Here is a 24638-nt window from a genome sequence, read left to right on the forward strand (position 1 = left end):
CGCCAAACGTACCGTGCAGACAGGCTGGTTTATAGTCTGGAAATCCGCATGGATACCGCCTGCTGCTCAGGTAATCGGCCTAGAAAAGCAGGATGTGAGGGCGTGCCAGCATCAGCCAAGGGATCGCCAGCACTGCGGCAAAGGCCGGAATACCGCAAGCGAACCATCTGCGGAACAGTTTGTAGTAACTGCTTGGCAAGGAGGTACCATCCCGATCAGCCTGCCTTGCATAATCCCTCAGACGCACCTGAATCCAAACCACCGGCAGCCAGAACAGGCCGGTCAGTACGTAAAGCAACTGTAATATCGCGATCCGACCCTCCGACAGCAACCAGCCCAGTTGCCAGCCTAGTTGCCAGGCCAGCGACACGCCGGTGATCAGCTGGAAAATGACTGAGGTGGCCGTAAAAACTGTGTCGGCCAGCACCACGATTCCCGCCGTATGAGCAATCACCCGAGCATCCGCCGTTCGGTGCGCGATAAGCATGAAAAAAGCGATACCCGCGCCGGTACCCAGAAGAACGCATGCTCCGATCACGTGCAGCCAACGCAGGATCAGGTCCGGGTCCATCAGCGGCTCTCCAACATGGATCGCGCGATCAGTGATAGCATCAAAGCCGGTGCTATCTTGACCAACGATCCCAAAGGGTCGAGCCACAGTTCAGGCTCCGTCAACGTGGCGGCGATCAGATAGAAAGCGGCGATTGCAGCCTGCGCGAGGCAAGCGCGTGCGGCCCACGGACGCCACAAGATTGCCAGCCCCAGCGCGATATTGATCATCGACCAAAACACCACGCTCGTGTTGGCGATCCCAATGGGCCAACCATTGCGCGAGAGTATCTCGGCTGCCCACGATAGCCCCGTCAATCCGCCGCCGACTTGAAATCACGTAGATCCCCCGAGATCAGCGCAATATCCGGAAGGACCCTCTCAGCCGTCCTCTGGCTGCGCACAAGCCCCTTCACACAGGCGCCATCCGCATGCAGCGACCGAACGACCGCAGCACCGATGAAGCCATAAGCGCCTAGCACCAAAACAGTTTTTTCAGGATGATCCGTTGCCACGAGGTGCCTCGCAATGGTTTACAACACCCTAGCGGGTCAGATTCTGAGGACCAGCCTGATCACCCCGTCCGCGACAACAGCACCATTCAGGGGTGAAACAACGAGCCAACCCAGAAGGCGATAGCTGCCGCCGCACCCCCGATCAGCAGGGTTTCTCCGCCTGATCGCCACCAGGGGGCAAGCGACCACCGGCTTTTCATCGCGCCAATGGCAAAGAATACGCCCGCAGTCATCCAGGCTGATACCGTGAACGCATCTGCAACGGATAAGAGGAACGGCAACAACGGAATCATCCCCGCGATCAGAAAGGCAAAGAACGTCGCCATCGCGGCTTTGAGGGGATGCGGGTCGACGCTGCCCAGCCCGTATTCGCCCTCGATCATCAGGTCGACCCAATTGTCGTGGTTCGAAGTGATTTCAGCCGTCGCGTCATCCAGAACGCTGCCTGAAAGGCCTTTTTGTGCGAGGATTTCGCGCACCTCCTTTCGCTCGCCATCCGGATACAACTTGATATGCCGTTCCTCGATGGCTCGAATACGGTGGATGTTATCGAGCTCGGCCTTGGTTCCCGAGTAGTTGCCCGCCGCCATCGAGAAACCATCCGCCAGCACGTTGGCCAGCCCAAGTGCCACGATGACAAAAGGCGATAAACCTGCCCCGGCAACCCCGGCAACGATCGCGAATGTCGTGACTGAGCCATCGATGCCGCCATAAACCACATCGCGCAGAACCCCACGCCCCGGAGGCGCATTGATCCGTTCGAAAATCTCTTGCTGGCTGTGGCCGTGTTCGGTCATGGCTGGCTCCGTCCTGTTTATGCAGGACAGGTTCAGGCACGGCCTTGCGCCAGATCAAGTCCTGGAGAACAACCCGCTGAGCGCGCGTTTGATCATGCCACGGGTCGAGGGCTGGTGGCGTTTCGAGAAAGGCAGCGGGCGGCAGACCTCCATCGCGGCAACACCAACACGGGCGGTGAGCGCGCCGTTGACCAGCCCCTCGCCGAACCGGCGGGACAGTTTGCTGAGGACTGAGCCGCCCAATATCGGTTCCAGCAGATCATCCCCAACCGCTACTGCACCCGTTGCCACCAAATGCACGAATACGGCGCGGGTCAGTCGCCAACTGCCCAAGAAACCTGCGCGACCGCCATAGATTTCGGCAATACGTCGGATCATTCGCAATGAGCTTGCCAGCGCGGTCGCGACATCGGCCAGCGCGAGCGGAACCAAAGCGGTAACGGTGGCAACCTGCCGGGCTGCGGCCTCGACCTCGCGGCTGGCAGCAGCGTCCAGCGGGGCCAGCAATTCGTCTTCGGCCAAGCTCAGCAGGGTTGCCGCTTCGAATTGCTCTCCCATGCGTTCGGTCAAACGGTCGCGACCCCAGCGTGTTTCATCGCGTCCCTTATAGAACGCAATCAGCCGTGTGGTTACAGCGCGGGCTTGCGACAAGTCCTCGTCTGATAAAGCTGTGTCCGCCGCGCGCCGCAGCCCATCGACGCGAGACAGACGGCTGATTGCGGCCAACTCGCGCAGTGCAATGATCAGGACGACCAGCAAAAGCGCAGCGATCAGACCGGTGACGATCCAACCCAGAATTGGTGCGCGTTCCAGCAGAGAGATGGCGAAATCCCATGCGGCGACCGAGACCACCGCCCCCACAACGGCTAATGTCAGCCCCCAGAACCAACGCGCTAAAACCGAAGGTTTCCGCGCTGCAAACCGTACCGCTGCCTGCATCGCCTGCCCCTGCGGAGGCGCGATGTCTGGAACAGGAGGCGCGGCCGAGACATCAACTGTCGAGGCATCGTCTTCCAGATCAATCAAAACAGGGCCTTTAGCCATCGACCAACTCCTCGCGCGTCCAGACATATCTGATGTCGGGCAGGTTTTCGTCATTTTCGGACCCATCGCCGCGTGCGACCTCAACAAAGCCGTTGCGCTCATAGAACCGGCATGCGGAAGGATTGGCCTGAAACGCATACAAGTTGAGCGTGGGACGCTGCGTTTTGGCACGATCCAGCAATTGCTGCCCGATCCCCTGCCCGCGCGCCGAGGCCGCCAGATAGAGCGACTGCACTTCGTCCCCATTCAACGCCAGAAATCCGGCCACCTGCCCTTGCTTTTCGGCCACCGTGACCCAGCCGAGATCAATCATCCTGCCGCAAAACGCAATGGTCTCGGCCTCAGAATGCAGTTCAGGCATCCAGTCGTTTTCGCGGGCGAACCCGTGCAGAATAGCGCCTGTGGTTCCGGCATCGGTACTGCGAGCGGGGCGAAGGATCACGTTCACAGCCGGTCTCCGATCAGAAACTGCGCAGCCCGGTCCAGCCGAATATGTGGCGGACCGTCACCGGGATTCAGGGTCAAATGTGCGGGTGCAAAGGCCATATTGCCATAGTCCTCGCCCAGCCATCGCTCGGCCCCATTGCGCGCGGGGCCCAGCAGATGGGCAGGGTCCTCTGGCAAATCACCGGGGTAAAAGGCCGCCTGCTTACCGCTATCTAGCAGAGTGCCGCGCACACATGGCAGTTCTACGCCGTTATGGCTGCGCATCTCTTCCGTCGTTGTCCGAAGTGAAGCCAACGATAAGGCCGCAGTTTCAGCCCCGGCAAAGCTGGCGCGGTCGCGGGCCTCACGGGTCAGGGCCTCAATGATCGCGGTCAGGCGCGGGTGCTGCAGATGGTGCAGATGGTCCGCTTTGGTGGCCGCAAATAGGATACGCTCGACCCGCTTGCCAAGCAGCAGCCTGTTGAGCCATGCGTTGCGACCGGGGCGGAAGGCCGACAGGATATCGGCCATCGCGCGGCGCATATCCTCGACCGCTTGCGGGCCTTTATGGATTGCCCCCAACGCATCTACCAGAACGATCTGCCGGTCGATCCGGGCAAAGTGGTCGCGAAAGAAAGGTTTGACCACACGCGATTTGTACGCCTCGTACCGCCGCTCCATCTCGCGGTGTAGTGAACGCCGAATTGACGCCCCCGACACCGGGAGCGGCGCGAATGTCAGCACAGGAGACCCGGCCAGATCGCCCGGCAGAAGAAACCGACCGGGAGTGCAGTCATAGAAACCGGCATCACGCGCAGCATTAAGGTAATCGGTGAAGCTGCGGGCGAGGTCCTGCGCCTGCGGCTCATCATGTGGCGCGGTTGGGTCGGTCGCCTGAACCTTTGCCAGAAATGCCCCTGCTTGTGGGCGATTGGATATGTGTTCCAGCGTGTCCCGCGACCAATCTTCATAGGATTTGTCCAGTAGGGCCAGATCCAGCAGCCACTCACCCGGATAGTCCACAATGTCCAGATGCAATGTTCGAGGGCCCTGCAATCCCGAAAGCAGACCTGCGGGCTGGACTTTGAAGGACAGGCGTAACTCGGAAACAGCACGCGTGCTGTCCGGCCAGTGCGGCGCTGGTCCGGTCAGCGCCGACAGATGGGATTCGAAATCGAACCGGGGCACGGTGTCGTCGGGTTGCGGCTGCAGATAGCTGGCGGTGACACGCCCCTCTTGCTGCGCCACAAGACCGGTCATGCGGCCCCGATCCAGCAGGTTGGCGACCAGTGATGTGATGAACACTGTCTTACCCGACCGCGCCAATCCCGTGACGCCCAGCCGGATGACCGGTTCGAAGAATGTCTCGGATACACGGTCACCCACGGATTCGACGCCGCGCACCAGACTGTCTGCCAATGATGAGATGACCAAGCTGTCGCCCCGCAATTATCGTTTTGCCCAAGATAGGTAGCGGTTGCGGCACTTGCCAGAGCTTTCGCCCCCTTGCCCGTCCGACCAAGGCGCGATACCAGCGCCCCATGCCCAGATACGCGCTGCAAGTCGAATACCAAGGGGAACCGTTTGCCGGATGGCAGCGGCAAAAGGAGCTGCCTTCGGTTCAGGGCGCGATCGAACTAGCGCTTTCGCGGATCGAACCCGGAGACCACACAATCGCCGCCGCCGGTCGTACCGACGCGGGGGTTCACGCGCTAGGACAAGTGGCGCATTGCGATCTGGTCAAAGAATGGGACCCGTTCCGCCTGTCCGAGGCGTTGAATTATCACCTCAAGCCGCAGCCCGTTGCCATCGTGCAAGCCGCACGGGTGGATGATGATTGGCACGCACGGTTTTCGGCGCTTGAGCGCCAATATCTGTTCCGCATCCTGATGCGTCGCGCACCTGCAACCCACGACAAGGGGCAGGTCTGGCAGATCAATCATTCTCTGGACGTCGCGGCGATGCAAGCCGGGGCGGATATGCTGATCGGGCGGCATGACTTCACCACCTTCCGGTCCTCCATCTGTCAGGCCGCCAGCCCGGTCAAAACACTGGATGAGTTGCGGGTGGAACAGGTTCAGGGCTTCTCTGGCGCCGAAATCCACTTCCATGTTCGCGCCCGATCGTTCCTGCACAATCAGGTACGTAGCTTTGTTGGCACGTTGGAGCGCGTGGGGGCCGGAGCTTGGACGCCCGAAGACGTTCGCGATGCGCTTGAGGCGGTTGACCGTGCGGCCTGTGGGCCGGTTTGCCCGCCGCAAGGATTGTATCTGGCACGGGTAGGATATCCCGAACCGGTGTTTGGCTAAGTCTACAAGGCCCGCAGTAGCAGCCCGCTTGCAATCACGGCGATGATAAGACCCGCAACCAGTTCGATGGTCGGGGCCAGTACCGATGCAAAGCGCGTAGCCGAAGCAGAGGCCAACAACCCACTGCGCAACCCAAAGGATGTCCAACCGACCAAAGTGGTGACGGTTGCGGTGCCTAAAGCCATGGCGAATGCGCCCGCGATGCCGACCATTGCGATACCCATCTGCCATGTCAGAATCAGCACGAATAACGCGCCCGTACAGGGGCGTGCGGCTATGCCAGCGATCAGGATCAACGCCTCGCGCAAGCTGCCGACCTGAGCGACTTCTTCGGCCGTCGGGCCGTGGCGATGGCCGCAATCCGAGCAGGTTCCGTGGTTGTGGTGATGCTCCTGATCATGCGCATGGTGATGGTGGTCGTGCGTTTGAGAGGCCTGGATTTTGTGACGCCGCGCAAAACTGCGGATGGCGCGAAAAACCAGCCACAGGCCTATAGCGGCAATTGCGCCGTAGCTGATCGGTGCCATGACCTGTTCGGTCGTGCCTACAAGCGACTCGCGTGACATCTGGAATACCAATACCCCGGCATAAACCAGCACAACCGCCGTAACTGCTTGCCCTAGGCTCGACAGGACACTGATTGCAGAAAGTCGCCAAAACGCAACACGACGGCCAAGCCCGTATCCTCCGATCAGAACCTTGCCATGGCCCGGTCCGATGGCATGAAAAAACCCATATGCAAAACAGACCGTCAGTAGCGTTGCCACAGCTTCGGGCTGCTCGGCGCGTGCTGCGCGCAGGGCGCGGGCGATCTGGTTTTGGAATTCGCGCTGCTCTCCGGCAGCCCAAGCGGCCAGATGGTCAAAACCACCGCTGCCCCAGAACCACAGCAGCACCCCGCAGGCGATGGCAACGGGAACGATCAGGTATTTGGACATGAAAGCCGAATCTCGGTTGCGAATTTCTCACCGACCAGAGGGATATCGTTTTCTTCAAGGTCATACTCGGCATCCAGCGTCAGCAAAAAAGCCTGCATCTGGGCCAGTTCGTTGTCGATATCCGGATCGCTCCGTTCGATCTCACAGGTCGTGGGGCCCGAAACCAGAACCGGGCGGGTCACTTCGTATGCGGTATAAAAGCTCTCATCAAAGGCTTTGATCGACAGCGCATCCGCCGGAACAGGGTCTCCTTCGACCGCGCGCAGATGTGTGGTCACGATGCGGGCATCCTCGGTCGTGGCCTGCGGTTCAAGCGGGCCGGAAAGCGGGATCACGGTTTCGCCCATGCGAATGACCAGATCGCCATTGTAACCTTCGACCCACTGCGCGTCGAAGCCGCTTAAAAACTGCTCTTCGGCCTCGGTCAGCACGCCATCTGCATCCTGATCCAGTCGCATGTCTTCCAGAACCAGCAATGAATAGAACTCATCATAGGCCCAGGTCACACGCACATGGGTCAGGTTGCCTGCGTCATCGACCATGAACTCTAGCCCCGTGTCGATAAAAACATGGGGATGAGCCAGTGCCGGTATCGGCAGAAGGCAGGTCAAGGAGAAGGCAAGCCAGCGCATGTTGCAAAGATAGAATGCGCAGCGGGTATCGGCAATCCTACTAAACACCAGGCTGCAGAATCCCGCCATTTACTCCGGCGGGAACAGGACCAATGTCTGCAAAGCCGTCCCAACTGGCCCCTGCGTATCAAAAAGAACTGACTGCGACATACCGATCCCCGAGGGTTGCCAGTGCGAGATCGAGTCAGAGGCCAGCCAGTCCGAGACAGGCTCGCGGTGGACTTGCACAGTCAGGTCGGTATTCATGAAACCCATCTCAGATGTGGGCGCGTTCCACGATATGCCATTGCCGCAATCTGCAAGCGGGCAGAGCGCTTGGATCGGCGACGGGTCCTCTCCTTCCAGCAAGGCAGGTGTACGCATCCAGACGGTTTTCGGACCTGCCCCTTGCTTGCCATCAGCGGGATAGCCGATCTGGGAGTGATGGGCAAAACCGGGCAACTGATGGCGCATCTCACCGATCGGAAACGGGCCATCGACCATATCTTCGACCCTGGGCGCGGGCAGTTCGACATTGGGCACGGCCCCAAGGTCTTTGCGCACCATATGCATGGTTGTGGCGGTTGCGCAAAGCGTGTCGTCCAGATCATGTACGGTGACCCGTGTGGTCGCCAGCGTCTTGGTATGGCGTGTCGTCTCTGCCGCGACTCGCAAACCAGCCAGAGGCAATGGACGCAGCAGATCGACGGTCAACCGGGTCAACATCTTCTCAGGGCCAACTTCGGTTTCTGCCGCCCGCACGATCAATCCGCTGACTGGCCCAGCATGGCAATGATCGGCTGACCAAGGCCCGCGCGTGGGGTCATTTCCGACAAACACACCCTGCGCATTTTGGTGGAAATACGCCTTCCCCAACACATCCGATGTCATTGTGGTTCTGTCGCCTCAGACTTTTTCCTGCGTGTATTTCTTCAACTCGGCACGCGCGACCTGACGGCGATGCACGGCGTCAGGACCATCCGCCAGGCGCAGCGTACGCACATGGGTCCATGCATTTGCCAAGGGCGTATCCTGACTGATCCCCTGTGCGCCGAACATTTGCACGGCCTCATCGATCACCTTAAGCGCGACCTTGGGGGCAACGACCTTGATCTGGCTGATCCATGGGGCCGCCGCCCTTGCATCGCCCTGATCCATGTACCAGGCGGCCTTGAGGCACAGCAAACGGGCCATTTCGATCTCCATCCGACATTCGGCGATGATGTCGTAGTTTGCCCCCAGCTGCGCCAGTTTCTTCCCAAACGCCTGGCGCTGTAGTGAACGCTTGCACATCTGCTCCAGCGCAGACTCGGCCTGACCAATCGCGCGCATGCAATGGTGAATACGGCCCGGCCCCAAGCGACCTTGCGCAATCTCGAACCCGCGCCCTTCACCCAGTAGAATGTTTTCGGCTGGGACCCGGACTTCTGTGAAACGGATGTGCATGTGTCCATGGGGCGCATCGTCGTGGCCATAGACCTCCATCGGGCGCAGCACTTCGATCCCGGGCGCGTCTGCTGGGACCACGATCATCGACTGGCGCTGGTGCTTTGGCAGATCGTCCCCGCCGGTTTTGACCATCACGATATAGACCCTGCAACGCGGATCGCCCGCCCCAGACGACCACCATTTCTCGCCGTTCAGAACATATTCGGCCCCGTCCCTCACGCAGGACATCGAAATGTTGGTGGCATCTGATGAGGCCACATCGGGTTCGGTCATCAGATAAGCCGAGCGAATCTGCCCGTCGAGCAAAGGCTTCAGCCACTGCTCTTTCATCGCGCCTGACCCGTAGCGTTCAAACACCTCCATATTCCCTGTATCGGGCGCGGAGCAGTTGAAAACTTCGGCCCCCAAGGGCGTCTTGCCCATCTCCTCGGCGAAATAGGCGTATTCAACTGTACTGAGGCCAAAACCTTTGTCGCTGTCTGTCAGCCAGAAGTTCCAAAGCCCCGCCGCCTTGGCCTTGGCTTTCAGCCCCTCGAGAATCTCGGCCTGTCGCGCGGTATATTTCCAACGATCGCCTTTATTGATTTCTGCCTGATACTCATCTTCAAGCGGCATGACCTCGTCGTGAATCATATCTCTCACCCGCTGTAACAGGGCGCGGTTTTCCTCACGCAATCCGAAAGTCATGGTCATGTCTATTCCTTCCCTGTGGCGCAATGCGGGTCTTTGGCTTTGGTCCGAGGATGGCTTAGTGGCCATGAGCGTGTCCAGCTAAGTGACGGAACGTCATTCACGCAAATTGAGCCCGGTCCAGCATCAATGCGATGCCCAGCAGGGGGCCTGCGGTAAAATTAGCTAGAGCAAATCACAAGGGTGCAGCTGTGCTAGTTCGGGTGCTGGCCAAGGCAACGGCCTTTAAGGTGTCAGGATCCAGTTCCCATCAGCGGTCTTGCAGCGGCGCGTTCTGATATCGCGGGCCTGTGCAGCACCTTCAGGCTGCACAAAGTGCTGAAGTATAACACAATTGCCCTGAACGCTTTGCACGCGGATTGTCCCCTTCGAGCCGGTGTCCTGATTGAGCCAAGCCCTCTCCTGCCCCACGGATGGAGTGCCCGTCGACAGCAACGCGTTTGAGGTGTCGTTCAACACCTCAAAGTCAGCGGGGCTCAACCCCATTTCCGCGATGATTCGGGAAAGTGGTTTAGCCTGTGCTATTCCACCCACCCCTAGAAAAAGTGCAGCAACCAGCGCTGTGTAAACAAAGGCTTTCATCAAAGGGCCTCGCCGATTTGAATGACTTTCACGTCCATAGATATACCTCTATGCGTGTGCGGCCAAGCCCCACTTGGCCACCTTCAAATTATCCCGAACAAACCTTTCGCAAGGCGGGCGCTAGGTCCGCCCGTGAGATCGCCTCATATTGTGCCCAGACGAAGCAGAGGCATTTGATGACACATCCTAAATATTATGCACCGACAGGCGGACATCCGGGGCAAGAGCAACTGTTGACCGACCGTGCCATGTTCACCGATGCCTATGCGGTAATCCCCAAGGGCACGATGCGCGACATCGTCACCAGCTTTCTGCCTTTCTGGGAGAATACACGTCTTTGGGTCTTATCCCGGCCTTTGAGTGGTTTTGCCGAGACATTCTCGCAATACATAATGGAGGTGCAGCCCGGTGGTGGCAGCGATACGCCCGAAACCGATCCAAATGCGCAAGGGGTAATCTTCGTGGTCGAGGGCAGCGTCACGCTGACCCTGAACGAAGCGGATCATGTTCTTGAGATCGGTGGATATGCCTATATCCCCCCGGGCAGCGACTGGACGCTACACAACCATGGCGATTCAGTTGCCCGGTTCCATTGGGTGCGCAAGGCTTATGATGCAGTGCCCGGCCTGCCCGCCCCTGACCCGATCATCACCAATGAACGCGACGTGGTACCCAACGAAATGCCCAGCACCGAAGGCCGCTGGTCTACCACCCGCTTCACCGATCCGCAGGACCTGCGTCACGACATGCATGTCAACATCGTCAATTTCGAACCTGGTGGCGTGATTCCCTTTGCCGAAACCCATGTGATGGAACACGGCCTTTATGTGCTTGAGGGCAAGGCCGTTTACCGGCTCAATCAGGATTGGGTCGAGGTCGAGGCCGGTGACTACATGTGGCTGCGCGCTTTCTGCCCGCAGGCCTGTTACGCAGGCGGACCGGGACGGTTTCGCTATCTGTTGTACAAGGATGTGAATAGGCACATGCCGTTGTCTGTACCGTCTAGGTAGCTGACGATCGGGGCTTTACCGGGTCAAGTTCTGGTAAAGGGGTTCACAGAATCGCTGGAATCTGATGAAATCAAATGAGTTTTCAGCACTGGAGATTGTTCGATGTTACTGCGCGGTACGATGATTGCACTGGTTGCCACCCTTGGCCTTTCGGCGTTCAACGCCGCCCCGGTCGCAGCCAAGGAAGAAACCAAATCCGTTTTCGTCATGAGCCGCACATGGGCGGTGACGCAGGTCTCGGACGCGCCTGTGGTTTATCGGGCGACGCGGGATAATAACAATCTGAACCCCTTTGGCCCGCCGCCACGTCTTCGCACCATCCAGGCAATGGCCGCGATACAGAAGGCGACTGGCTGCAAGGCGATCTATTCCAGCATGTATCAGAACATTTCGGGCCAGTTCTTTTCGCAGGTCAGCTGCAACTGAAATTGGTACAATACTTTGATTGAGATCGCCTGATCTGCCTGCCATAGCTTGCGCATGAAACTCGCGATCAACGGATTCGGCCGTATCGGCCGCACCATTCTGCGTCAGGTCTTAAGCCTGCCGCAGCATTCGGATGTAGAACTAGTGCTGATCAACGATATCGCACCGCTGGAAACATGCGCATACCTGTTCAAATATGACAGCACGTTTGGCCCCTATCAGGGTTCGGTCACGACCGAAGGTGAAGCACTGAATATCGATGGCCGCGTTATTCTGATGTCTCACAGCGCCGATTTGGCACAGGTCGATCTGTCCGGCGTCGATGTCATGCTCGATTGCACCGGCATCGCGCGAACATCCGACGTGGCCAGCCGGGGCTTGACTGCTGGGGCGGATAAAGTGTTGATTTCCGGTCCGTCACCCGCTGCCGAAGTCACACTGGTGCTGGGGGCAAACGAAGATCAATTGGGCAGCGCACGGATCGTTTCAAATGCATCCTGCACCACCAATGGTCTGGCACCGCTCGTCAAGCTGATTGATGAAATCGGCGGGCTTGTGTCCGGGCACATGACCACCATCCACTGCTATACAAACAGCCAGCCGATGGTCGATGCGCCACGCGGGGATTTGGCCCGATCGCGCGCCGGGGCATTGTCGATGGTGCCCACGACCTCGAGCGCGACGCATTTGATTGATATCGTCTTGCCAGACCTGGCCGGTCGTGTGTCGGGGGCCGCGGTGCGTGTTCCGACGGCCAGCGTATCTGCCGTTGATCTTGTCGCCACGCTTGAACGTGGCATGAGCGCTGAGCAGTTCGACCAAGCCTTTCGCGACGCGGTCGCAGCTTCTGCCGTGCTGGGATGGACCGATCTGCCCTTGGTGTCATCTGATTTGCGGTCCCGCCCTGAGTCACTGGTGGTGGCGGGGCCCGAGACGCGCATGATTGGAGAGAGGCAGATCAGGGTCTTTGGCTGGTACGACAATGAATGGGGGTTTTCAGCCCGCATGCTGGATGTCGCGCGCCTGATGGCAAACGCCGGGTAATCCGCAGCGCTGAAGCACGCTGCGGATTACTTCAAGACTTCAATCGTGAGGTAGGCTACCCGCCCCGTGACCGGCCATACCCCCTGAAACCTCTTCAGTCGATTCTTCGGCCAATTCTTCTGGCAGGACCAAATTCAGTACAATGGCGATCAGCGCTGCGGGCAGCAGGCCGCTGGTCATCAGGATACGAAGTGTATCAGGTAGGTGCTGAACCGCGCCGGGTTCCAGCTGCAACCCAAGACCGATCGACAGCGAAATCGCAAAGATCACCATGTTGCGACGGTTCCAATCCACGTCTGACAGCATCGAGATACCTGCCGCGACCACCATGCCGAACATGACGATCACACCACCGCCCAGTACTTCGATAGGCACGGTGCGGATAATTGCCCCGACTTTTGGCACAAGGCCACACAGGATCAGGAAGATAGCTCCACAGGTCACAACATGGCGGCTCATGACGCCCGTCATCGCAATCAAACCGACATTCTGGCTGAACGAAGTATTGGGAAAACCGCCGAACATACCGGCAACGGCAGTACCGAAACCATCGGCATAAGTCGCGCCCGCGATTTCTTTGTCGGTTGCTTCGCGACCTGCACCACTTTTGGTGATTCCCGATACGTCACCGACGGTCTCGATGGCCGAGACAAAAGACATCAGACAAAAGCCGATCACGGCGGCCAGAGAGAACTCAAACCCATATTTGAACGGTACGGGCAGAGCAAAAGCTGAGGCGCGTGACCAACTTGTGCCAATGGCCTCGAACGTCACCATCCCGACCATCAGGGCATAGACGTAGCCGATGGCCAAACCAACCAGTACGGCAGACACCGACAGCATACCGCGTGCAAAGAACTTGAGGCCAAGCGTCACAACAACCACAACCAAAGCTGCCGACCAGTTAAGCAGCGATCCGTATTCCGGGGTGCCAATCGCAGGCACACCACCAGCGGCGTATTGAATACCGACCTTGACCAGCGCCAAACCGATCATTGTTACGACAAGTCCGGTGACCAGCGGCGGAAGCGCAAACCGTATCTTGCCTATGAAGAGGCCAAGAAAGGCATGAAACAAGCCGCCAACCAGGACACCGCAAAACAGCGCCCCTAAGGCATCCACGCCTTTTCCGGCGACCAGAGGGATCATGATGGGCAAAAACGCAAAGCTCGTTCCCTGTACAATCGGCAGAGCCGCTCCAACCGGGCCAATCGTGATAGTCTGCAGCAGGGTCGCCAGCCCAGCGAACAGCATCGACATCTGGATCAGGTACAGCAATTCGGGAAAATCCGGGGAGTTCGACCCAAATCCAAAACCGGCAGCACCCGCCACGATGATGGCCGGTGTCACGTTCGAGATGAACATCGCCAAAACGTGCTGAATGCCCAGCGGTATCGCCTTGTGCAAGGCGGGTGTGAAGTTCGGGTCCCGAAGCTGTTCGGGCGTCCCTATCGAAGTTTCAGCCATGATCTCATTGTCCTCCCTAAGATCCAATGGGGTTCTTACCGCTTCTCCGGCGGCTTCGGTTCTGGTTTCAGCGGTTGACCACCTCGTACGGTGTGCTGAACCAGTATTCCTCCAAGTTCGGGCCTTCCCCGATCCGATCAACGACTGCGAACAGACCGGGTCCATGCAAGGGTGTCAGAACTCCGTGCCATGTTCCCCGGTGATAGTTCACCGCCTGTCCTGGCTGTGTAATGAACGCGCGAGGACGACCCGGTTGCCCCTCCTCATCCGGGGCGACGATCACGAGAAAGGGCTGGTGAGTCATCGGAATGAACGCCTGGCTGCCGTCAGGATGACGCTCAACCATCTCTAGCTGATAAGGCAGTTCGCGTGGGTTGGCGTTGAACAGGCTGATACCCGCGCGGGCGTCCGCGAAATCCAGCCTCGCCCGATCATGATACCGCCCGCACTGGTCCTGATTGATGATCTTGTCGGGCTCGCCCGAGATATCGATCAGATCACCAAACGGCGCGAAAGCCTCAGCCGAGATCGGTTCAACGACAATCTGAGTCATGAGGGCAGCACATCGCGCAAACGGAACTCGGCAATCCGCTCGACCTGTCGGCAGGCCTCGGCGAACTCGGTTTCGCGATCCTGTTCGATGCGCCGTTCGAATGCGTTTAGGATCGAAGCCTTATTGTGGTCCCGTACGGCAATGATGAACGGAAAGCCGAATTTTTTCGTATAGCGCTGGTTCAGTTCGGTGAAGGTGGCGCGTTCCTCATCCGTCAGCGCATCAAGCCCTGCCGAGGCTTGCTCGGACGTGCTTTCCTGTGTCAGCCGCTTAGCCTGCGCCAGTTTTCCCGCGAGATCAGGGTGGGCCGTCAAAACGCCCAACCGTTCCTCGGTTGAGGCGGACCGGAACATGCGGGTCAAAGCATTGTGTAATCCGCCTGCCGTGTCATGCGCCGCGCCCAATTCCAGATCATAGGCGCGCTCGGCGATCCAAGCGGAATGCTCGAAGATACCTCCATACGCAGAGACGAATTCTTCGCGGCCCATTTGCGAGGGTTGTGGACGCTCAGCCGCCGGGTGCTTTTCGGCCCAATGCTCGGCAATCTGCAATCGCGTCGCGAACCACACGTCCGAGAACCCGCGCGCGTAATCCAGAAACCGTTTCAGCGCCATGACGCGTCCCGGTCGCCCGATCAGGCGACAGTGCAAACCGATCGACAGCATCTTGGGCGCGCCAGCTTCGCCTTCCGCATAAAGCGCGTCGAAACTGTCTTTCAGATATGAATAGAACTGATCCCCGGCGTTGAACCCCTGTGGCGTCGCAAAGCGCATGTCGTTGCAATCCAGCGTGTAGGGAACAATCAACTGATCCCGACCACCGGTTTGCATCCAGTAGGGTAGATCGTCTGCATAGGTATCGGCAACATAAGCAAAGCCACCTTCCTCGGCGACCAGACGCACGGTGTTGTCCGAACAGCGCCCAGTGTACCAGCCGCGCGGGCGATCCCCTACGACTTCGGCATGCAGACGGATCGCTTCGGCGATCTGGGCCCGTTCTTCTGCCTCAGGCATATCCTTGTGCTCGACCCATTTCAGGCCATGGCTGGCAATCTCCCACCCTGCCGATTTCATCGCCGCAACCTGATCTGGCGAACGCGCTAACGCGGTAGCCACACCATAAACGGTGATCGGTAGGTCTTTCATCAAGCGATGCAGGCGCCAGAACCCCGACCGCGAGCCGTATTCATAGATCGATTCCATGTTCCAATGACGCTGGCCCGGCCACTGCGCCGCCCCAACGATCTCGGACAAGAAGGCCTCGGACGCAGCGTCCCCGTGCAGAACACAGTTTTCTCCACCTTCTTCGTAGTTCAACACAATCTGCACAGCCAGTTTCGCCCCGCCAGGCCATGCGGCGTCAGGTGGGTTGGCTCCGTATCCGATCATATCGCGGGGGTAACGAGGCGGCTGCATAGGGTCTTCCAGTCCGATTAGGTGTTTTGACAGCTTTACCGCAGAAACGGTCTATTGATTATCAAATCAATCCGAACACTGTTTCCACTTCTTTCGGCATTTCAACCATTTTGCGGTTTGGCCCAGACTGTGGCACACCAAAAGAAACACATAGGAGAGACCCTTGGCTGGCTATCTGACAACCCACGTTCTCGACACGGCGCGCGGCTGCCCCGCTGAGGGGTTGAAAATCGCGCTCTACAAAGTGTCAGGGAACTCGCACCGTAAACTGGTCGAGATGGAAACCAACGCGGATGGCCGAACCAATAGCCCGATCTTACCGCAGGACGACTTTAAAACCGGCACTTATGAGCTGATATTCTTCGCCGGAGATTACCTGCGCGCGACGGGTCAGGATGGCGATGATCCTCTGTTTCTGGATCAGGTGCCGATCCGCTTTGGCATGTCCGATGCGGACGCGCACTACCACGTTCCGCTGCTGTTGTCCCCCTACGGCTACTCGACCTACCGGGGCAGCTAGCCCTAGACTTCGGCGCTTCGAACCACTTTGCCGATCCGGTCAATCATGAAATCCATAAACAGCCGCGCCTTCGGGTCCTGATGGCGGCGATGCGTATACAGGCAGGCCATTTGCACGGGAACCGGAGGCGTCTTCATCGCCACCGGGATCAGCCTCCCCGCCTTCAAGTGCTCTGACACCTCAAAAACGGGTTTCATGGCAATACCTTGCCCGGACAGCGCCCAATCGGTCAAAACATCACCATCGTCACATTCATACCTGCCCGAGACAGCAAATCGTTTCGGGCCATCGGGTGTTTCCAGCATCCACTGAAACTCTGCCGCGCCGGGGAAGCGCAGGTTCAAGCATTCATGCTTGCCTGAAATCAGATCGGATCCAGCTTCTGGCATCCCACATCGGCGCACGTAATCAGGGGCTGCACATAGCACACGCTGGCAATCCGCAATCTTGCGAATGCGCAATGTACTGTCTTCGGGCTGACCGATGAAAAAAGCCAGATCCAAGCCTTCAGTGGTCAGATCAACCGAGCGGTCTGTCAGTCTTAGACGCACATCAATCTCAGGGTATTCTGACAGAAAATCAGGCACATGAGGCGCCAATAACCGGCGCCCGACGCCCAAGGGCGCAGCAACAAACAGAGACCCGCGGGGGGCTTCGGTCAGATGCGTGACTTGGGCCTCTGCCTCATCAACTGCATCCAGAACCGCAACCGCGCCGGGGTAGAACGCCCGTCCCTGTTCCGTTGGTGTCAGGTTCCGGGTTGTGCGCTGAAACAGGCGTACTCCCAGATGATCCTCCAACTGCGAAATTCGCGCCGACGTCACCGCAGGTGAAATTCTCATATCCCGCCCGGCGGCTGACATGCTGCCCAAGTCATAGACCCGGACAAAGGTTCGAATGTTGTCGAGATAGGACATCTTATCGTTTTTTTTGATACAGTTTGACAATATACGGGAATACCGAAGAAAAGCCCGTTTGCCTAGTGTGGCGCAACGCAATCGGAGACATAAGCATGTACGACTTCGCCGTGTTCTGGGATTGGATTGGTTTTGGCGTGCGCTGGTTGCACGTTATCACCGCGATTGCCTGGATCGGATCATCCTTCTACTTCATCGCGCTGGATCTTGGTTTGAACCGCGATATCCCCGGACCGGCGGACGGCGAGGAATGGCAAGTCCATGGCGGAGGATTCTATCACATCCAGAAATATCTCGTCGCTCCGGAGCGTATGCCCGACCACCTGACCTGGTTTAAATGGGAAAGCTACGCCACATGGCTCAGCGGTGCCGCGCTACTGATGATCGTCTACTGGGTAGGCGGAGAGCTCTATCTGATCGATGCCCAAAAGGCGGATCTGGCGCTATGGCAAGGCATATTGATCTCGGCTGCCTCGCTGACTGTCGGTTGGCTGGTCTACGATTTTCTTTGCAAGTCGGGATTGGGCGAGCGTCCGACATTGCTGATGGTTCTTCTGTTCGTGCTGCTGGTGATTATGGGCTGGGGTTATAACCAGATATTCACCGGTCGCGCGATGATGCTGCATCTGGGGGCCTTCACGGCCACAATCATGACCGCAAATGTGTTTTTCATCATCATGCCAAACCAGCGCATTGTGGTGGACGATCTAAAGAACGGGCGCACACCTGATCCGAAATACGGCAAGATCGCCAAGCTGCGTTCGACCCACAACAACTATCTGACATTGCCGGTCGTGTTTCTGATGTTGTCGAACCACTATCCGCTGGCTTTTGCGACCGAGTACAATTGGATCATCGCCGCGCTGGTCTTCCTGATGGGTGTCACGATCCGGCACTATTTCAACACCCGCCATGCGCGCGCTGGAAACCCAACCTGGACCTGGTTGGTAACGGCTTTGCTGTTCATGACCATCATGTGGTTGTCGACCGCTTCGATGAACGACCCGTTGGAAGAGGCCGAAGCACGGCAACTAACTCCCTACGAACAGAAATTTGCATCAGCGGATGGCTTTGAAGAAGCACAGGACATAGTTCTGGGTCGCTGTTCTATGTGCCACGCGCGCGAGCCTGTCTGGGAAGGCATCCTGTGGGCACCCAAAGGTGTCCTGCTGGAAACAAAAGCTGACATTGCTCAGAACGCGCAGCAGATTTATCTGCAATCCGGCGTCACACATGCCATGCCTCCCGCGAACGTGACCTATATGGAACCTGAAGACCGGGATGCGATTGTTCGCTGGTTCCGAAATGCCGGTCTGTAGCGGATTGGCACACGAGTTTGCCAATAAAAACACCTGAACTTTGTTTAGTTCTTCCCCTAAGCGCCGTCAGATGCTCTAAATGAATTCAACACGCCGCATTCGTTTTGTTTCGCGGCCATAGCGATTTCGACTTGGGGCAGTTGGAGCCAGACAATGACAGGGAGCAGACCGCGCAGCGATCTGAGAGGCTGGCTTTTTGGTGCGTTTGTGGCCTTGTCCCCCAATCTTGCTACCGCGCTAGAAACGACCCTATCCGCCCCTGGTGCATCTGAAGATCTGGTCGACCGCTTGGAAGAGACTTCATCCATCTTCACCTCGGAATCGCGTGGTCTTGATACGTCACTGGAAATACTGTCGGCAGCTTTGTCCGACTACCGCACCATCGTTCAGATCATGTACGACGAAGGCTATTTCAGCCCCGTCGTCAGCATCAAGCTTGACGGGCAGGAAGCCGCCAAAATCAATTCGCTGAACGTTCCAGCCCAATTCAAACGGGCGACTATCCTTGTCACACCAGGGCGGAAGTTCAAGTTCGGAACGGCTGTCGTGCAACCGCTGGCACCGGGCACGGAACTGCCCGAAGAGTTCGCCACGGGTAAGACCGCGACCACCGGAGCGATCCAACAGGCGGCTTCGGCCGGGGTGCAGGGCTGGCGCGATACAGGCCATGCCAAGGCGGAAGTGGAAGATCAGAAAGTAATAGCGCGCCATGCGCAGGCACGGCTGGACGCGACAATTGATCTGGCTCCGGGGCCAAGGTTGCGGTTCGGCAAAATGATCATTCAGGGCGATACAAATGTCCGCCATCGATCGATCGAGAAAGTCGCAGGCTTCCCGTCGGGTGAGGTTTATTCGCCTGAACAGGTCCAAAAGGTTGGCACCCGCCTGCGGCGCACCGGCACATTCGCTACGGTTTCGCTCAAGGAACATGAAGAACCCAACCCGGATGGCACGCTTGATTTCGACGCGACGTTTGAAGACCTGCCACCGCGCCGCCTGACCTTTGGGGCCGAGATTGCCTCGCGCGACGGGGTTGATCTTACAGCTACGTGGACCCATCGAAACGTTTTCCGGCGAGCCGAAAGGCTGCGGTTCGAGGCGGCAATCCGCAATATCGGCGGTGCCGAGGATATCGATGGACGCATTGGTCTGCGGCTGGATCAACCTGATCGTCTGGGCCCTGACGACAATACATTCTGGAGCGCGCTGTTGGAGCGGCGCAATACCGAAAACTACAACGTCACCGTCGCCTCGCTTGCCTATGGTGCACGCCGCACATTCTCTGACCGCCTCTACGCCGAAGCCTCGGCAGGTTTCCAATGGTCGGACGCAGATGACGCCTATGGCGATGGGCGCAAGTTTCGATACTTCATTCTTCCGTTCCGGTCAGAATGGGATGAACGCGACAGCAAGGTCAGCGCGACGCGCGGTTATTATCTAGACTCGCAAGTCATGCCCTTTGTCGGGTTCTCCGGGTCGGATACCGGCCTGAGAATGTTCTTTGACGGTCGCGCCTATAACGATCTGGGCACCGCCGGTCGGCTGGTGTTGGCAGGCCGGGTGCAGTTGGGATCGGTCCTCGGACCTCCGGCAGATGGTGTGACTCCAGATTTCCTGTTCTTCTCGGGTGGTGCCGGTACAGTACGGGGTCAGCCATTTGAAAGCCTAGGTATCCCCGTCGGGGATGGTGTCGCCGGTGGCAAATCCTTTCTGGGGCTCTCAGCCGAGGTCCGAGGCAAAGTCACTGACGCAATCTCGTTGGTTGGGTTTTATGACTACGGTGTGGTCGACACGTCCTCATTCATCGGCAGCGGCGCGGAAGAGCATTCTGGCGCGGGCCTTGGAATCCGTTATGATCTGGGCGGCTTCGGGCCCTTGCGCTTTGACCTTGCGGTGCCGGTTCAGGGCGATACGGGTGACGGGCTGCAATTCTACCTCGGGATCGGGCAGGCCTTTTGATGCGTCGCGTTGTATATCCCTTGTTGCTAAGTTCAGCAGCGATCACCGTTCCCATCGCGGCGACCGCTCAGGACGAGGGCGGCAGCATGATCGAGCAGTTTCTGCAAGATACCCTGTCCGGTGATGATCAGAATGTGCGGGTGATCGGCCTTGAAGGTGCCTTAAGTTCGCGTGCGACGATTCAGGAAATCACAGTCGCCGATGACGACGGCGTCTGGCTCACCATTAAAAACGCTGAATTGGACTGGAACCGATTGGCACTGCTGCGCGGTCGGTTCTCGGTCAACACACTATCGGCGCAGGAAATCGATATCGCCCGCGCACCCGGTACAACAACAAAGGACGCACCGCCCCCTTCAGCCGAAACCCAACCCTTCCAACTACCTGAGCTTCCGGTTTCGATCGAAATCGGAGAGCTGCGCGTCGATGACCTGTCTTTAGGTGAGCCGCTGATCGGCATCGCTGCCGAGCTTGCCGTGAACGGCAACCTATCGCTGGCTGATGGAACACTGGATACTACGCTGGATATCGACCGACTGGACCGCGCCGGGGACACGATTGATCTGAAAGCAGGCTTTCAGAACGACAGCCGCCAGATCGATCTGGACTTGACCGTAGCCGAAGCCTCAGGCGGTCTGATCGCAACGGCCCTGTCCATCCCCGATGCCCCGCCGCTCGAGCTGACTGCAAAAGGCTCGGGGCCGATAACGGATTTTAATGCTGATATCGGTCTAAGCAGCGATCAGCAGCTTCGCGTGTCCGGTCAGGTACGACTGCGCACAGCCGAAGAGAGTGACAACGCCTCCGATGGAATCGCGTTTACTGCCGATGTCGGAGGCGACCTGACGCCGTTTCTGGCCGAAGAGATGGACACGTTCTTCGGTACCGACACACGGCTGTTCGTAGATGGGCGCACCCATTCTGACGGGGCGCTGGATGTATCGGATATCGAGATTACCTCGGAAGCACTGGACCTCAAAAGCGAACTCAGCCTTGCTTCGGGCGGTGTTTTGAAACTGGTCGCCCTGCAAGGTCGTATCACGCCGCCGGAAGGTGACAAGGTCGTCCTGCCCGTCAGCGGCGGCGATACGTCAATCGGCGCGGCGCAGATTTCGGCCTTGTACAATACCGAGAATGGCAATCTCTGGGACCTGAGCCTGACGACCAACAAGATTGAAACCCCCAACCTGAACCTCGATCATGCACGGATCAGCGGGCAAGGCACGCTAGATCAATCCAGCGGGCTGTCGGTCGATGGCGATCTGCAGGCTGTGCTCGATGGCATTGATCTGACAGATGTCGCACTGAATGCCGCCGTCGGAAATCAGATCACACTGGATGGACAGTTCGAGTACGGCAGCGACCAGACATTGCAATTGTCCGGGGTCGAACTGGTCGGCAGCGACTATACCCTAGACGCTGATGCGTTGATCAGCGGGCTTGCGACCGGGTTGCAGGTTGATGGCACGGCACTGCTGCAGGCGACCGACCTGTCGCGGTTCTCGGACCTGGCACAGCTTCAGCTTGGTGGCGAGGCTTCGGTCCAGGTGGCTGGAAAGGGCTCGCCACTGGAACGCAGCTTTGACGGCAAGGTCACGGTGAATGGGCGTGATCTGGTGACCGGGCGTGACGATATTGATCCAATGATCACGGGTGAAACCGAAATCGTTCTGGATGCCAAACGCGACACCGACGGGGTAACAATTCGCGATTTCACCGTGAATGGCGACGCTCTGACAGCGCAGGCCAGCGGCACGGTCACGACGCCAAATGGCAATCTGACAATTGACGGTCAGGCCAGCGTGAACGCCCCAAATCTGGCGGTGTTCTCAGGCATCGCACAGCGTGATCTGGCGGGCGCATTACAGGCCCGGCTGGATGGCAAAGGCACCGTACAGACGTTGGAATTCGACGGCCAAGCCAGCGTGATCGGAACAAATATCGAAACCGGGATGAGCGAGTTCGACCCGCTGTTGAAAGGCCGGACATCAATCAATCTGGACGGTGCGCATTCGGGCAACCAAATCGTTATTCGAAACGCCACGGTCAAAAGTGCTGCTATTACTGCTGAGGTAGGCGCAACCATCGATGACCCCACCGGAAACATCGCGGTGGATGGAAGCGCCAAGCTGAACGCCCCCGACCTGTCTTTGTTCTCCGGCCTCGCCGGGCTTGATCTGGCCGGGTCGATTGATGCCGACGTCACCGGTCGGGCCGCGCAAAGCAGCAAGGCCTTTGATATCAAAGGCAACCTGAGCGCAGACGACCTTGCCACGGGTATCCAAGCCGTAGATGCGTTGGTACAGGGACGAACCACGCTGAACGTGGATGCCGCCAACGATGATCAGGGGCTGAACATCCGCACTTTCAGTCTGAACGGAACCGCGCTGACCGCAGATGCATCGGGCCGATTGGATCGGGAGGCCGGTGGCCTCGATTTCTCGGCCATGCTGGACGACATCGGCCGTCTATCTTCGACATTGTCCGGGCCGCTCACGCTGGATGGCAACGTCGCCCCGACAGGGTCCGGTTTGGAAGGCAATGCGCGCCTGCAGGGACCTGATAGCTCGTACGCCAATTTAACCGGAACCGTAGAAACTGGTGGCACCGCGGATCTAAATTTTGACGCCCGCCTGAATCGGGTCGAACGTTTTGTGCCCGATTTCCCCGGAACCGTCGCCGCCAGTGGTACCGCCCGCCGCGACGCCGGGATGTGGACCATCGACGCAAAGGCTAATGGCCCCGCCGATATCAATACAACGGTTGCCGGGACCTTTAACGAAACCAGCGGCGAAGCGGACCTGAAGATGCAGGGCGGTGTCAACATCGGTATCGCCAATGCATTTATCTCTCCCAACAATCTGGCCGGTACTGCCCGGTTCGATCTGGCCCTGAAAGGGGCACCTGCGCTGGATGCGCTTAGCGGAACGATTTCAACATCCGGCGCGTCGATGGCCTTGCCCGATGTGGGACAGACAATCACTGGCATCGGGGGTTCCGTAAACATCGCGCAAAGCCGCGCCACGATTGCACTGCAGGGTGGGTTACGCGCGGGCGGAGAGTTTACCGTCAACGGCCCGATTGATCTGACCCCACCCTTCAACGCCCAGATAACCACGGCGCTCAACAATCTCGTGCTGACAGACAAGCTGCTCTATGAGACCACATTGAACGGTCAGATCGCCCTGACCGGGGCATTGGCCGGTAACAGTTCGCTGGCCGGGCAGATCAACTTTGGCGAAACCAACATCAATCTTGCAGCCGCCGCAGGAGCAGTTGGCGCAGCACCAATTCCGACGATCCAACACCTGAACGAAAGCCGTGCCGGTTTCGTAACGCGGGAACGCGCCAATCTGGTGGAAACCGAGGATGAGACTAAAAGCAACTCGCGCATGTCGCTCGACATCGGATTGCTTGCACCCAAGGCAGTTTTTGTCCGAGGACGCGGCGTGAACGCGGAACTGGGCGGTCGCATACAAATTGGTGGAACTACAACTTCTGTTGTGCCGTCAGGCCAGATTGAGCTTATCCGCGGTAATATCGATATCCTTGGTCGCCGCCTTGCGCTGACTAAGGGTGTGGTCACTCTGCAGGGTGACCTGACGCCATATATCGAGTTTGAATCGTCCTCCAGCACCTCGGACGGCACCGCAACGATCGAGATCGCCGGGCCGCTGGACTCACCCGAGGTCGACGTTTTCTCAGATCCTGAACGCCCGACCGAGGAAGCGCTTGCAATGCTCTTGTTCGGCAACCGGTTCTCAGAACTGTCACCGTTTGTCATTGCGCAGATGGCGGCCTCATTGGCCCAACTCAGCGGCGCCGGCGGGGATACTACCAAAGGGGTGCGCGAGGCCACGGGCCTGGACACTATCGACCTTGGCGCGACTGAGGGCGGTGGGGGCAGCCTTGGTGCGGGCGCATATCTAAGCGACAATCTCTACACCGATTTCACCGTCAATACAGAAGGTGACACCGAGGTGAACTTGAACCTCGACGTCACCGACAGCTTCACGGTTCGCGGCACGGTGGATGGCCGGGGCGAGACGGGTTTGGGTATCTTTTTCGAACGCGACTACTGAAAATACAGGCGACCCC

At 58.4% G+C, this 24638-nt stretch carries 24 protein-coding genes; 8 read left to right on the forward strand and 16 right to left on the reverse strand.

Features of this window, described 5'->3' with window-relative positions; all coding sequences use genetic code 11:
• Positions 1–79: 79 nt before the first annotated feature.
• The 7 genes from ACR0AW_RS07390 to ACR0AW_RS07420 form a co-directional block, all read right to left on the reverse strand.
• Positions 80–571 (reverse strand): DUF2269 domain-containing protein, encoded by a 492-nt coding sequence (locus tag ACR0AW_RS07390; protein WP_170733276.1) that lies wholly within the window; start codon positions 569–571, stop codon positions 80–82.
• Entirely contained in the window at positions 571–867 is a 297-nt protein-coding gene (locus tag ACR0AW_RS07395) for a DoxX-like family protein (RefSeq protein ID WP_480438824.1), read from the reverse strand. The genes ACR0AW_RS07390 and ACR0AW_RS07395 overlap by 1 nt, the downstream gene beginning before the upstream one ends.
• A complete protein-coding gene (locus ACR0AW_RS07400; RefSeq protein ID WP_170733277.1) occupies positions 864–1064 on the reverse strand; it encodes an NAD-dependent epimerase/dehydratase family protein in 201 nt (66 codons plus the stop codon). The genes ACR0AW_RS07395 and ACR0AW_RS07400 overlap by 4 nt, the downstream gene beginning before the upstream one ends.
• Before the next feature lie 86 nt (positions 1065–1150).
• A complete protein-coding gene (locus ACR0AW_RS07405) occupies positions 1151–1861 on the reverse strand; it encodes a VIT1/CCC1 transporter family protein (protein WP_170733278.1) in 711 nt (236 codons plus the stop codon).
• Positions 1862–1915: 54 nt separating this feature from the next.
• Positions 1916–2905, reverse strand: coding sequence for a YcjF family protein (locus ACR0AW_RS07410; protein ID WP_170733279.1), 990 nt, complete (start codon positions 2903–2905; stop codon positions 1916–1918).
• Positions 2898–3353 carry a GNAT family N-acetyltransferase gene (locus ACR0AW_RS07415; protein ID WP_170511433.1) on the reverse strand — a complete coding sequence of 152 codons (456 nt, stop codon included), beginning with the start codon at positions 3351–3353 and terminating at the stop codon, positions 2898–2900. Before ACR0AW_RS07415 ends, ACR0AW_RS07410 begins: the two co-directional genes overlap by 8 nt.
• Positions 3350–4765: a YcjX family GTP-binding protein gene (locus ACR0AW_RS07420; RefSeq protein ID WP_170564644.1), complete on the reverse strand. Its 1416-nt coding sequence runs from the start codon at positions 4763–4765 to the stop codon at positions 3350–3352. Before ACR0AW_RS07420 ends, ACR0AW_RS07415 begins: the two co-directional genes overlap by 4 nt.
• 107 nt (positions 4766–4872) lie before the next feature.
• Between ACR0AW_RS07420 and truA the strand changes: the two genes are divergently transcribed.
• Positions 4873–5640: a tRNA pseudouridine(38-40) synthase TruA gene (gene truA / locus ACR0AW_RS07425; RefSeq protein WP_170397443.1), complete on the forward strand. Its 768-nt coding sequence runs from the start codon at positions 4873–4875 to the stop codon at positions 5638–5640.
• Positions 5641–5642: 2 nt separating this feature from the next.
• On the opposite strand, the gene ACR0AW_RS07430 is transcribed toward truA, so the two are convergent.
• The 5 genes from ACR0AW_RS07430 to ACR0AW_RS07450 form a co-directional block, all read right to left on the reverse strand.
• The gene (locus ACR0AW_RS07430; protein ID WP_170733280.1) at positions 5643–6578 is read right to left on the reverse strand and encodes a HoxN/HupN/NixA family nickel/cobalt transporter; all 936 of its coding nucleotides are present in this window, start codon (positions 6576–6578) and stop codon (positions 5643–5645) included.
• Positions 6563–7210, reverse strand: a complete 648-nt coding sequence (locus tag ACR0AW_RS07435; RefSeq protein WP_170565006.1) for a DUF1007 family protein — start codon at positions 7208–7210, stop codon at positions 6563–6565. The genes ACR0AW_RS07430 and ACR0AW_RS07435 overlap by 16 nt, the downstream gene beginning before the upstream one ends.
• 69 nt (positions 7211–7279) lie before the next feature.
• The gene (locus ACR0AW_RS07440) at positions 7280–8080 is read right to left on the reverse strand and encodes a thioesterase family protein (RefSeq protein WP_170626490.1); all 801 of its coding nucleotides are present in this window, start codon (positions 8078–8080) and stop codon (positions 7280–7282) included.
• A 15-nt stretch (positions 8081–8095) separates the two neighbouring features.
• Positions 8096–9331 carry an acyl-CoA dehydrogenase family protein gene (locus tag ACR0AW_RS07445; RefSeq protein WP_170626491.1) on the reverse strand — a complete coding sequence of 412 codons (1236 nt, stop codon included), beginning with the start codon at positions 9329–9331 and terminating at the stop codon, positions 8096–8098.
• 222 nt (positions 9332–9553) lie between these two features.
• Entirely contained in the window at positions 9554–9910 is a 357-nt protein-coding gene (locus tag ACR0AW_RS07450; protein ID WP_170404458.1) for a hypothetical protein, read from the reverse strand.
• Between the two features lie 176 nt (positions 9911–10086).
• On the opposite strand from ACR0AW_RS07450, the gene ACR0AW_RS07455 reads away from it, so the two are divergent.
• The 3 genes from ACR0AW_RS07455 to ACR0AW_RS07465 all read left to right on the forward strand — a co-directional run bounded on the left by ACR0AW_RS07455 (position 10087) and on the right by ACR0AW_RS07465 (position 12390).
• Positions 10087–10920 carry a bifunctional allantoicase/(S)-ureidoglycine aminohydrolase gene (locus tag ACR0AW_RS07455; RefSeq protein WP_170733281.1) on the forward strand — a complete coding sequence of 278 codons (834 nt, stop codon included), beginning with the start codon at positions 10087–10089 and terminating at the stop codon, positions 10918–10920.
• Positions 10921–11022: 102 nt separating this feature from the next.
• A complete protein-coding gene (locus ACR0AW_RS07460) occupies positions 11023–11346 on the forward strand; it encodes a hypothetical protein (RefSeq protein ID WP_170397457.1) in 324 nt (107 codons plus the stop codon).
• A gap of 54 nt (positions 11347–11400) precedes the next feature.
• A complete protein-coding gene (locus tag ACR0AW_RS07465) occupies positions 11401–12390 on the forward strand; it encodes a glyceraldehyde 3-phosphate dehydrogenase NAD-binding domain-containing protein (protein WP_170397459.1) in 990 nt (329 codons plus the stop codon).
• A 39-nt stretch (positions 12391–12429) separates the two neighbouring features.
• Here the strand turns inward: ACR0AW_RS07465 and ACR0AW_RS07470 are convergent, their stop codons facing one another.
• The 3 genes from ACR0AW_RS07470 to puuE all read right to left on the reverse strand — a co-directional run bounded on the left by ACR0AW_RS07470 (position 12430) and on the right by puuE (position 15825).
• Complete coding sequence (locus tag ACR0AW_RS07470) at positions 12430–13857, reverse strand: nucleobase:cation symporter-2 family protein (RefSeq protein ID WP_170733282.1); 1428 nt, start codon at positions 13855–13857, stop codon at positions 12430–12432.
• Positions 13858–13924: 67 nt separating this feature from the next.
• The gene (locus ACR0AW_RS07475) at positions 13925–14410 is read right to left on the reverse strand and encodes an ureidoglycolate lyase (RefSeq protein ID WP_170733283.1); all 486 of its coding nucleotides are present in this window, start codon (positions 14408–14410) and stop codon (positions 13925–13927) included.
• Positions 14407–15825, reverse strand: coding sequence for an allantoinase PuuE (puuE, locus tag ACR0AW_RS07480; protein WP_170733284.1), 1419 nt, complete (start codon positions 15823–15825; stop codon positions 14407–14409). Before puuE ends, ACR0AW_RS07475 begins: the two co-directional genes overlap by 4 nt.
• A 163-nt stretch (positions 15826–15988) precedes the next feature.
• Here puuE and uraH point away from each other — a divergent pair, with 163 nt between their 5' ends.
• Complete coding sequence (uraH, locus tag ACR0AW_RS07485; protein ID WP_170404478.1) at positions 15989–16345, forward strand: hydroxyisourate hydrolase; 357 nt, start codon at positions 15989–15991, stop codon at positions 16343–16345.
• A gap of 2 nt (positions 16346–16347) precedes the next feature.
• Here the strand turns inward: uraH and ACR0AW_RS07490 are convergent, their stop codons facing one another.
• Entirely contained in the window at positions 16348–17262 is a 915-nt protein-coding gene (locus tag ACR0AW_RS07490; protein WP_170424363.1) for a LysR family transcriptional regulator, read from the reverse strand.
• Positions 17263–17357: 95 nt separating this feature from the next.
• Here ACR0AW_RS07490 and ACR0AW_RS07495 point away from each other — a divergent pair, with 95 nt between their 5' ends.
• The 3 genes from ACR0AW_RS07495 to ACR0AW_RS07505 all read left to right on the forward strand — a co-directional run bounded on the left by ACR0AW_RS07495 (position 17358) and on the right by ACR0AW_RS07505 (position 24622).
• On the forward strand, positions 17358–18581 hold the full coding sequence (locus ACR0AW_RS07495) for a urate hydroxylase PuuD (protein ID WP_170397471.1): 1224 nt from the start codon (positions 17358–17360) through the stop codon (positions 18579–18581).
• A gap of 153 nt (positions 18582–18734) precedes the next feature.
• Positions 18735–20540 carry an autotransporter assembly complex protein TamA gene (locus ACR0AW_RS07500; protein ID WP_170626495.1) on the forward strand — a complete coding sequence of 602 codons (1806 nt, stop codon included), beginning with the start codon at positions 18735–18737 and terminating at the stop codon, positions 20538–20540.
• Entirely contained in the window at positions 20540–24622 is a 4083-nt protein-coding gene (locus tag ACR0AW_RS07505) for a translocation/assembly module TamB domain-containing protein (RefSeq protein ID WP_170733285.1), read from the forward strand. Before ACR0AW_RS07500 ends, ACR0AW_RS07505 begins: the two co-directional genes overlap by 1 nt.
• Positions 24623–24638 lie beyond the last annotated feature (16 nt).

This window comes from Ruegeria sp. C5 (genome assembly GCF_056537605.1).

Coding starts and splice junctions, on each gene's coding strand:
- ACR0AW_RS07390 (WP_170733276.1), bottom strand. CDS start 571: ATGGACCCGGACCTGATCCTGCGTTGGCTGCACGTGATCGGAGCATGC.
- ACR0AW_RS07405 (WP_170733278.1), bottom strand. CDS start 1,861: ATGACCGAACACGGCCACAGCCAGCAAGAGATTTTCGAACGGATCAAT.
- ACR0AW_RS07435 (WP_170565006.1), bottom strand. CDS start 7,210: ATGCGCTGGCTTGCCTTCTCCTTGACCTGCCTTCTGCCGATACCGGCA.
- ACR0AW_RS07445 (WP_170626491.1), bottom strand. CDS start 9,331: ATGACCATGACTTTCGGATTGCGTGAGGAAAACCGCGCCCTGTTACAG.
- puuE (WP_170733284.1), bottom strand. CDS start 15,825: ATGCAGCCGCCTCGTTACCCCCGCGATATGATCGGATACGGAGCCAAC.
- ACR0AW_RS07440 (WP_170626490.1), bottom strand. CDS start 8,080: ATGACATCGGATGTGTTGGGGAAGGCGTATTTCCACCAAAATGCGCAG.
- ACR0AW_RS07430 (WP_170733280.1), bottom strand. CDS start 6,578: ATGTCCAAATACCTGATCGTTCCCGTTGCCATCGCCTGCGGGGTGCTG.
- ACR0AW_RS07490 (WP_170424363.1), bottom strand. CDS start 17,262: ATGTCCTATCTCGACAACATTCGAACCTTTGTCCGGGTCTATGACTTG.
- ACR0AW_RS07460 (WP_170397457.1), top strand. CDS start 11,023: ATGTTACTGCGCGGTACGATGATTGCACTGGTTGCCACCCTTGGCCTT.
- ACR0AW_RS07465 (WP_170397459.1), top strand. CDS start 11,401: ATGAAACTCGCGATCAACGGATTCGGCCGTATCGGCCGCACCATTCTG.
- ACR0AW_RS07500 (WP_170626495.1), top strand. CDS start 18,735: ATGACAGGGAGCAGACCGCGCAGCGATCTGAGAGGCTGGCTTTTTGGT.
- ACR0AW_RS07495 (WP_170397471.1), top strand. CDS start 17,358: ATGTACGACTTCGCCGTGTTCTGGGATTGGATTGGTTTTGGCGTGCGC.
- truA (WP_170397443.1), top strand. CDS start 4,873: ATGCCCAGATACGCGCTGCAAGTCGAATACCAAGGGGAACCGTTTGCC.
- ACR0AW_RS07450 (WP_170404458.1), bottom strand. CDS start 9,910: ATGAAAGCCTTTGTTTACACAGCGCTGGTTGCTGCACTTTTTCTAGGG.
- ACR0AW_RS07410 (WP_170733279.1), bottom strand. CDS start 2,905: ATGGCTAAAGGCCCTGTTTTGATTGATCTGGAAGACGATGCCTCGACA.
- ACR0AW_RS07505 (WP_170733285.1), top strand. CDS start 20,540: ATGCGTCGCGTTGTATATCCCTTGTTGCTAAGTTCAGCAGCGATCACC.
- ACR0AW_RS07455 (WP_170733281.1), top strand. CDS start 10,087: ATGACACATCCTAAATATTATGCACCGACAGGCGGACATCCGGGGCAA.
- ACR0AW_RS07470 (WP_170733282.1), bottom strand. CDS start 13,857: ATGGCTGAAACTTCGATAGGGACGCCCGAACAGCTTCGGGACCCGAAC.
- ACR0AW_RS07475 (WP_170733283.1), bottom strand. CDS start 14,410: ATGACTCAGATTGTCGTTGAACCGATCTCGGCTGAGGCTTTCGCGCCG.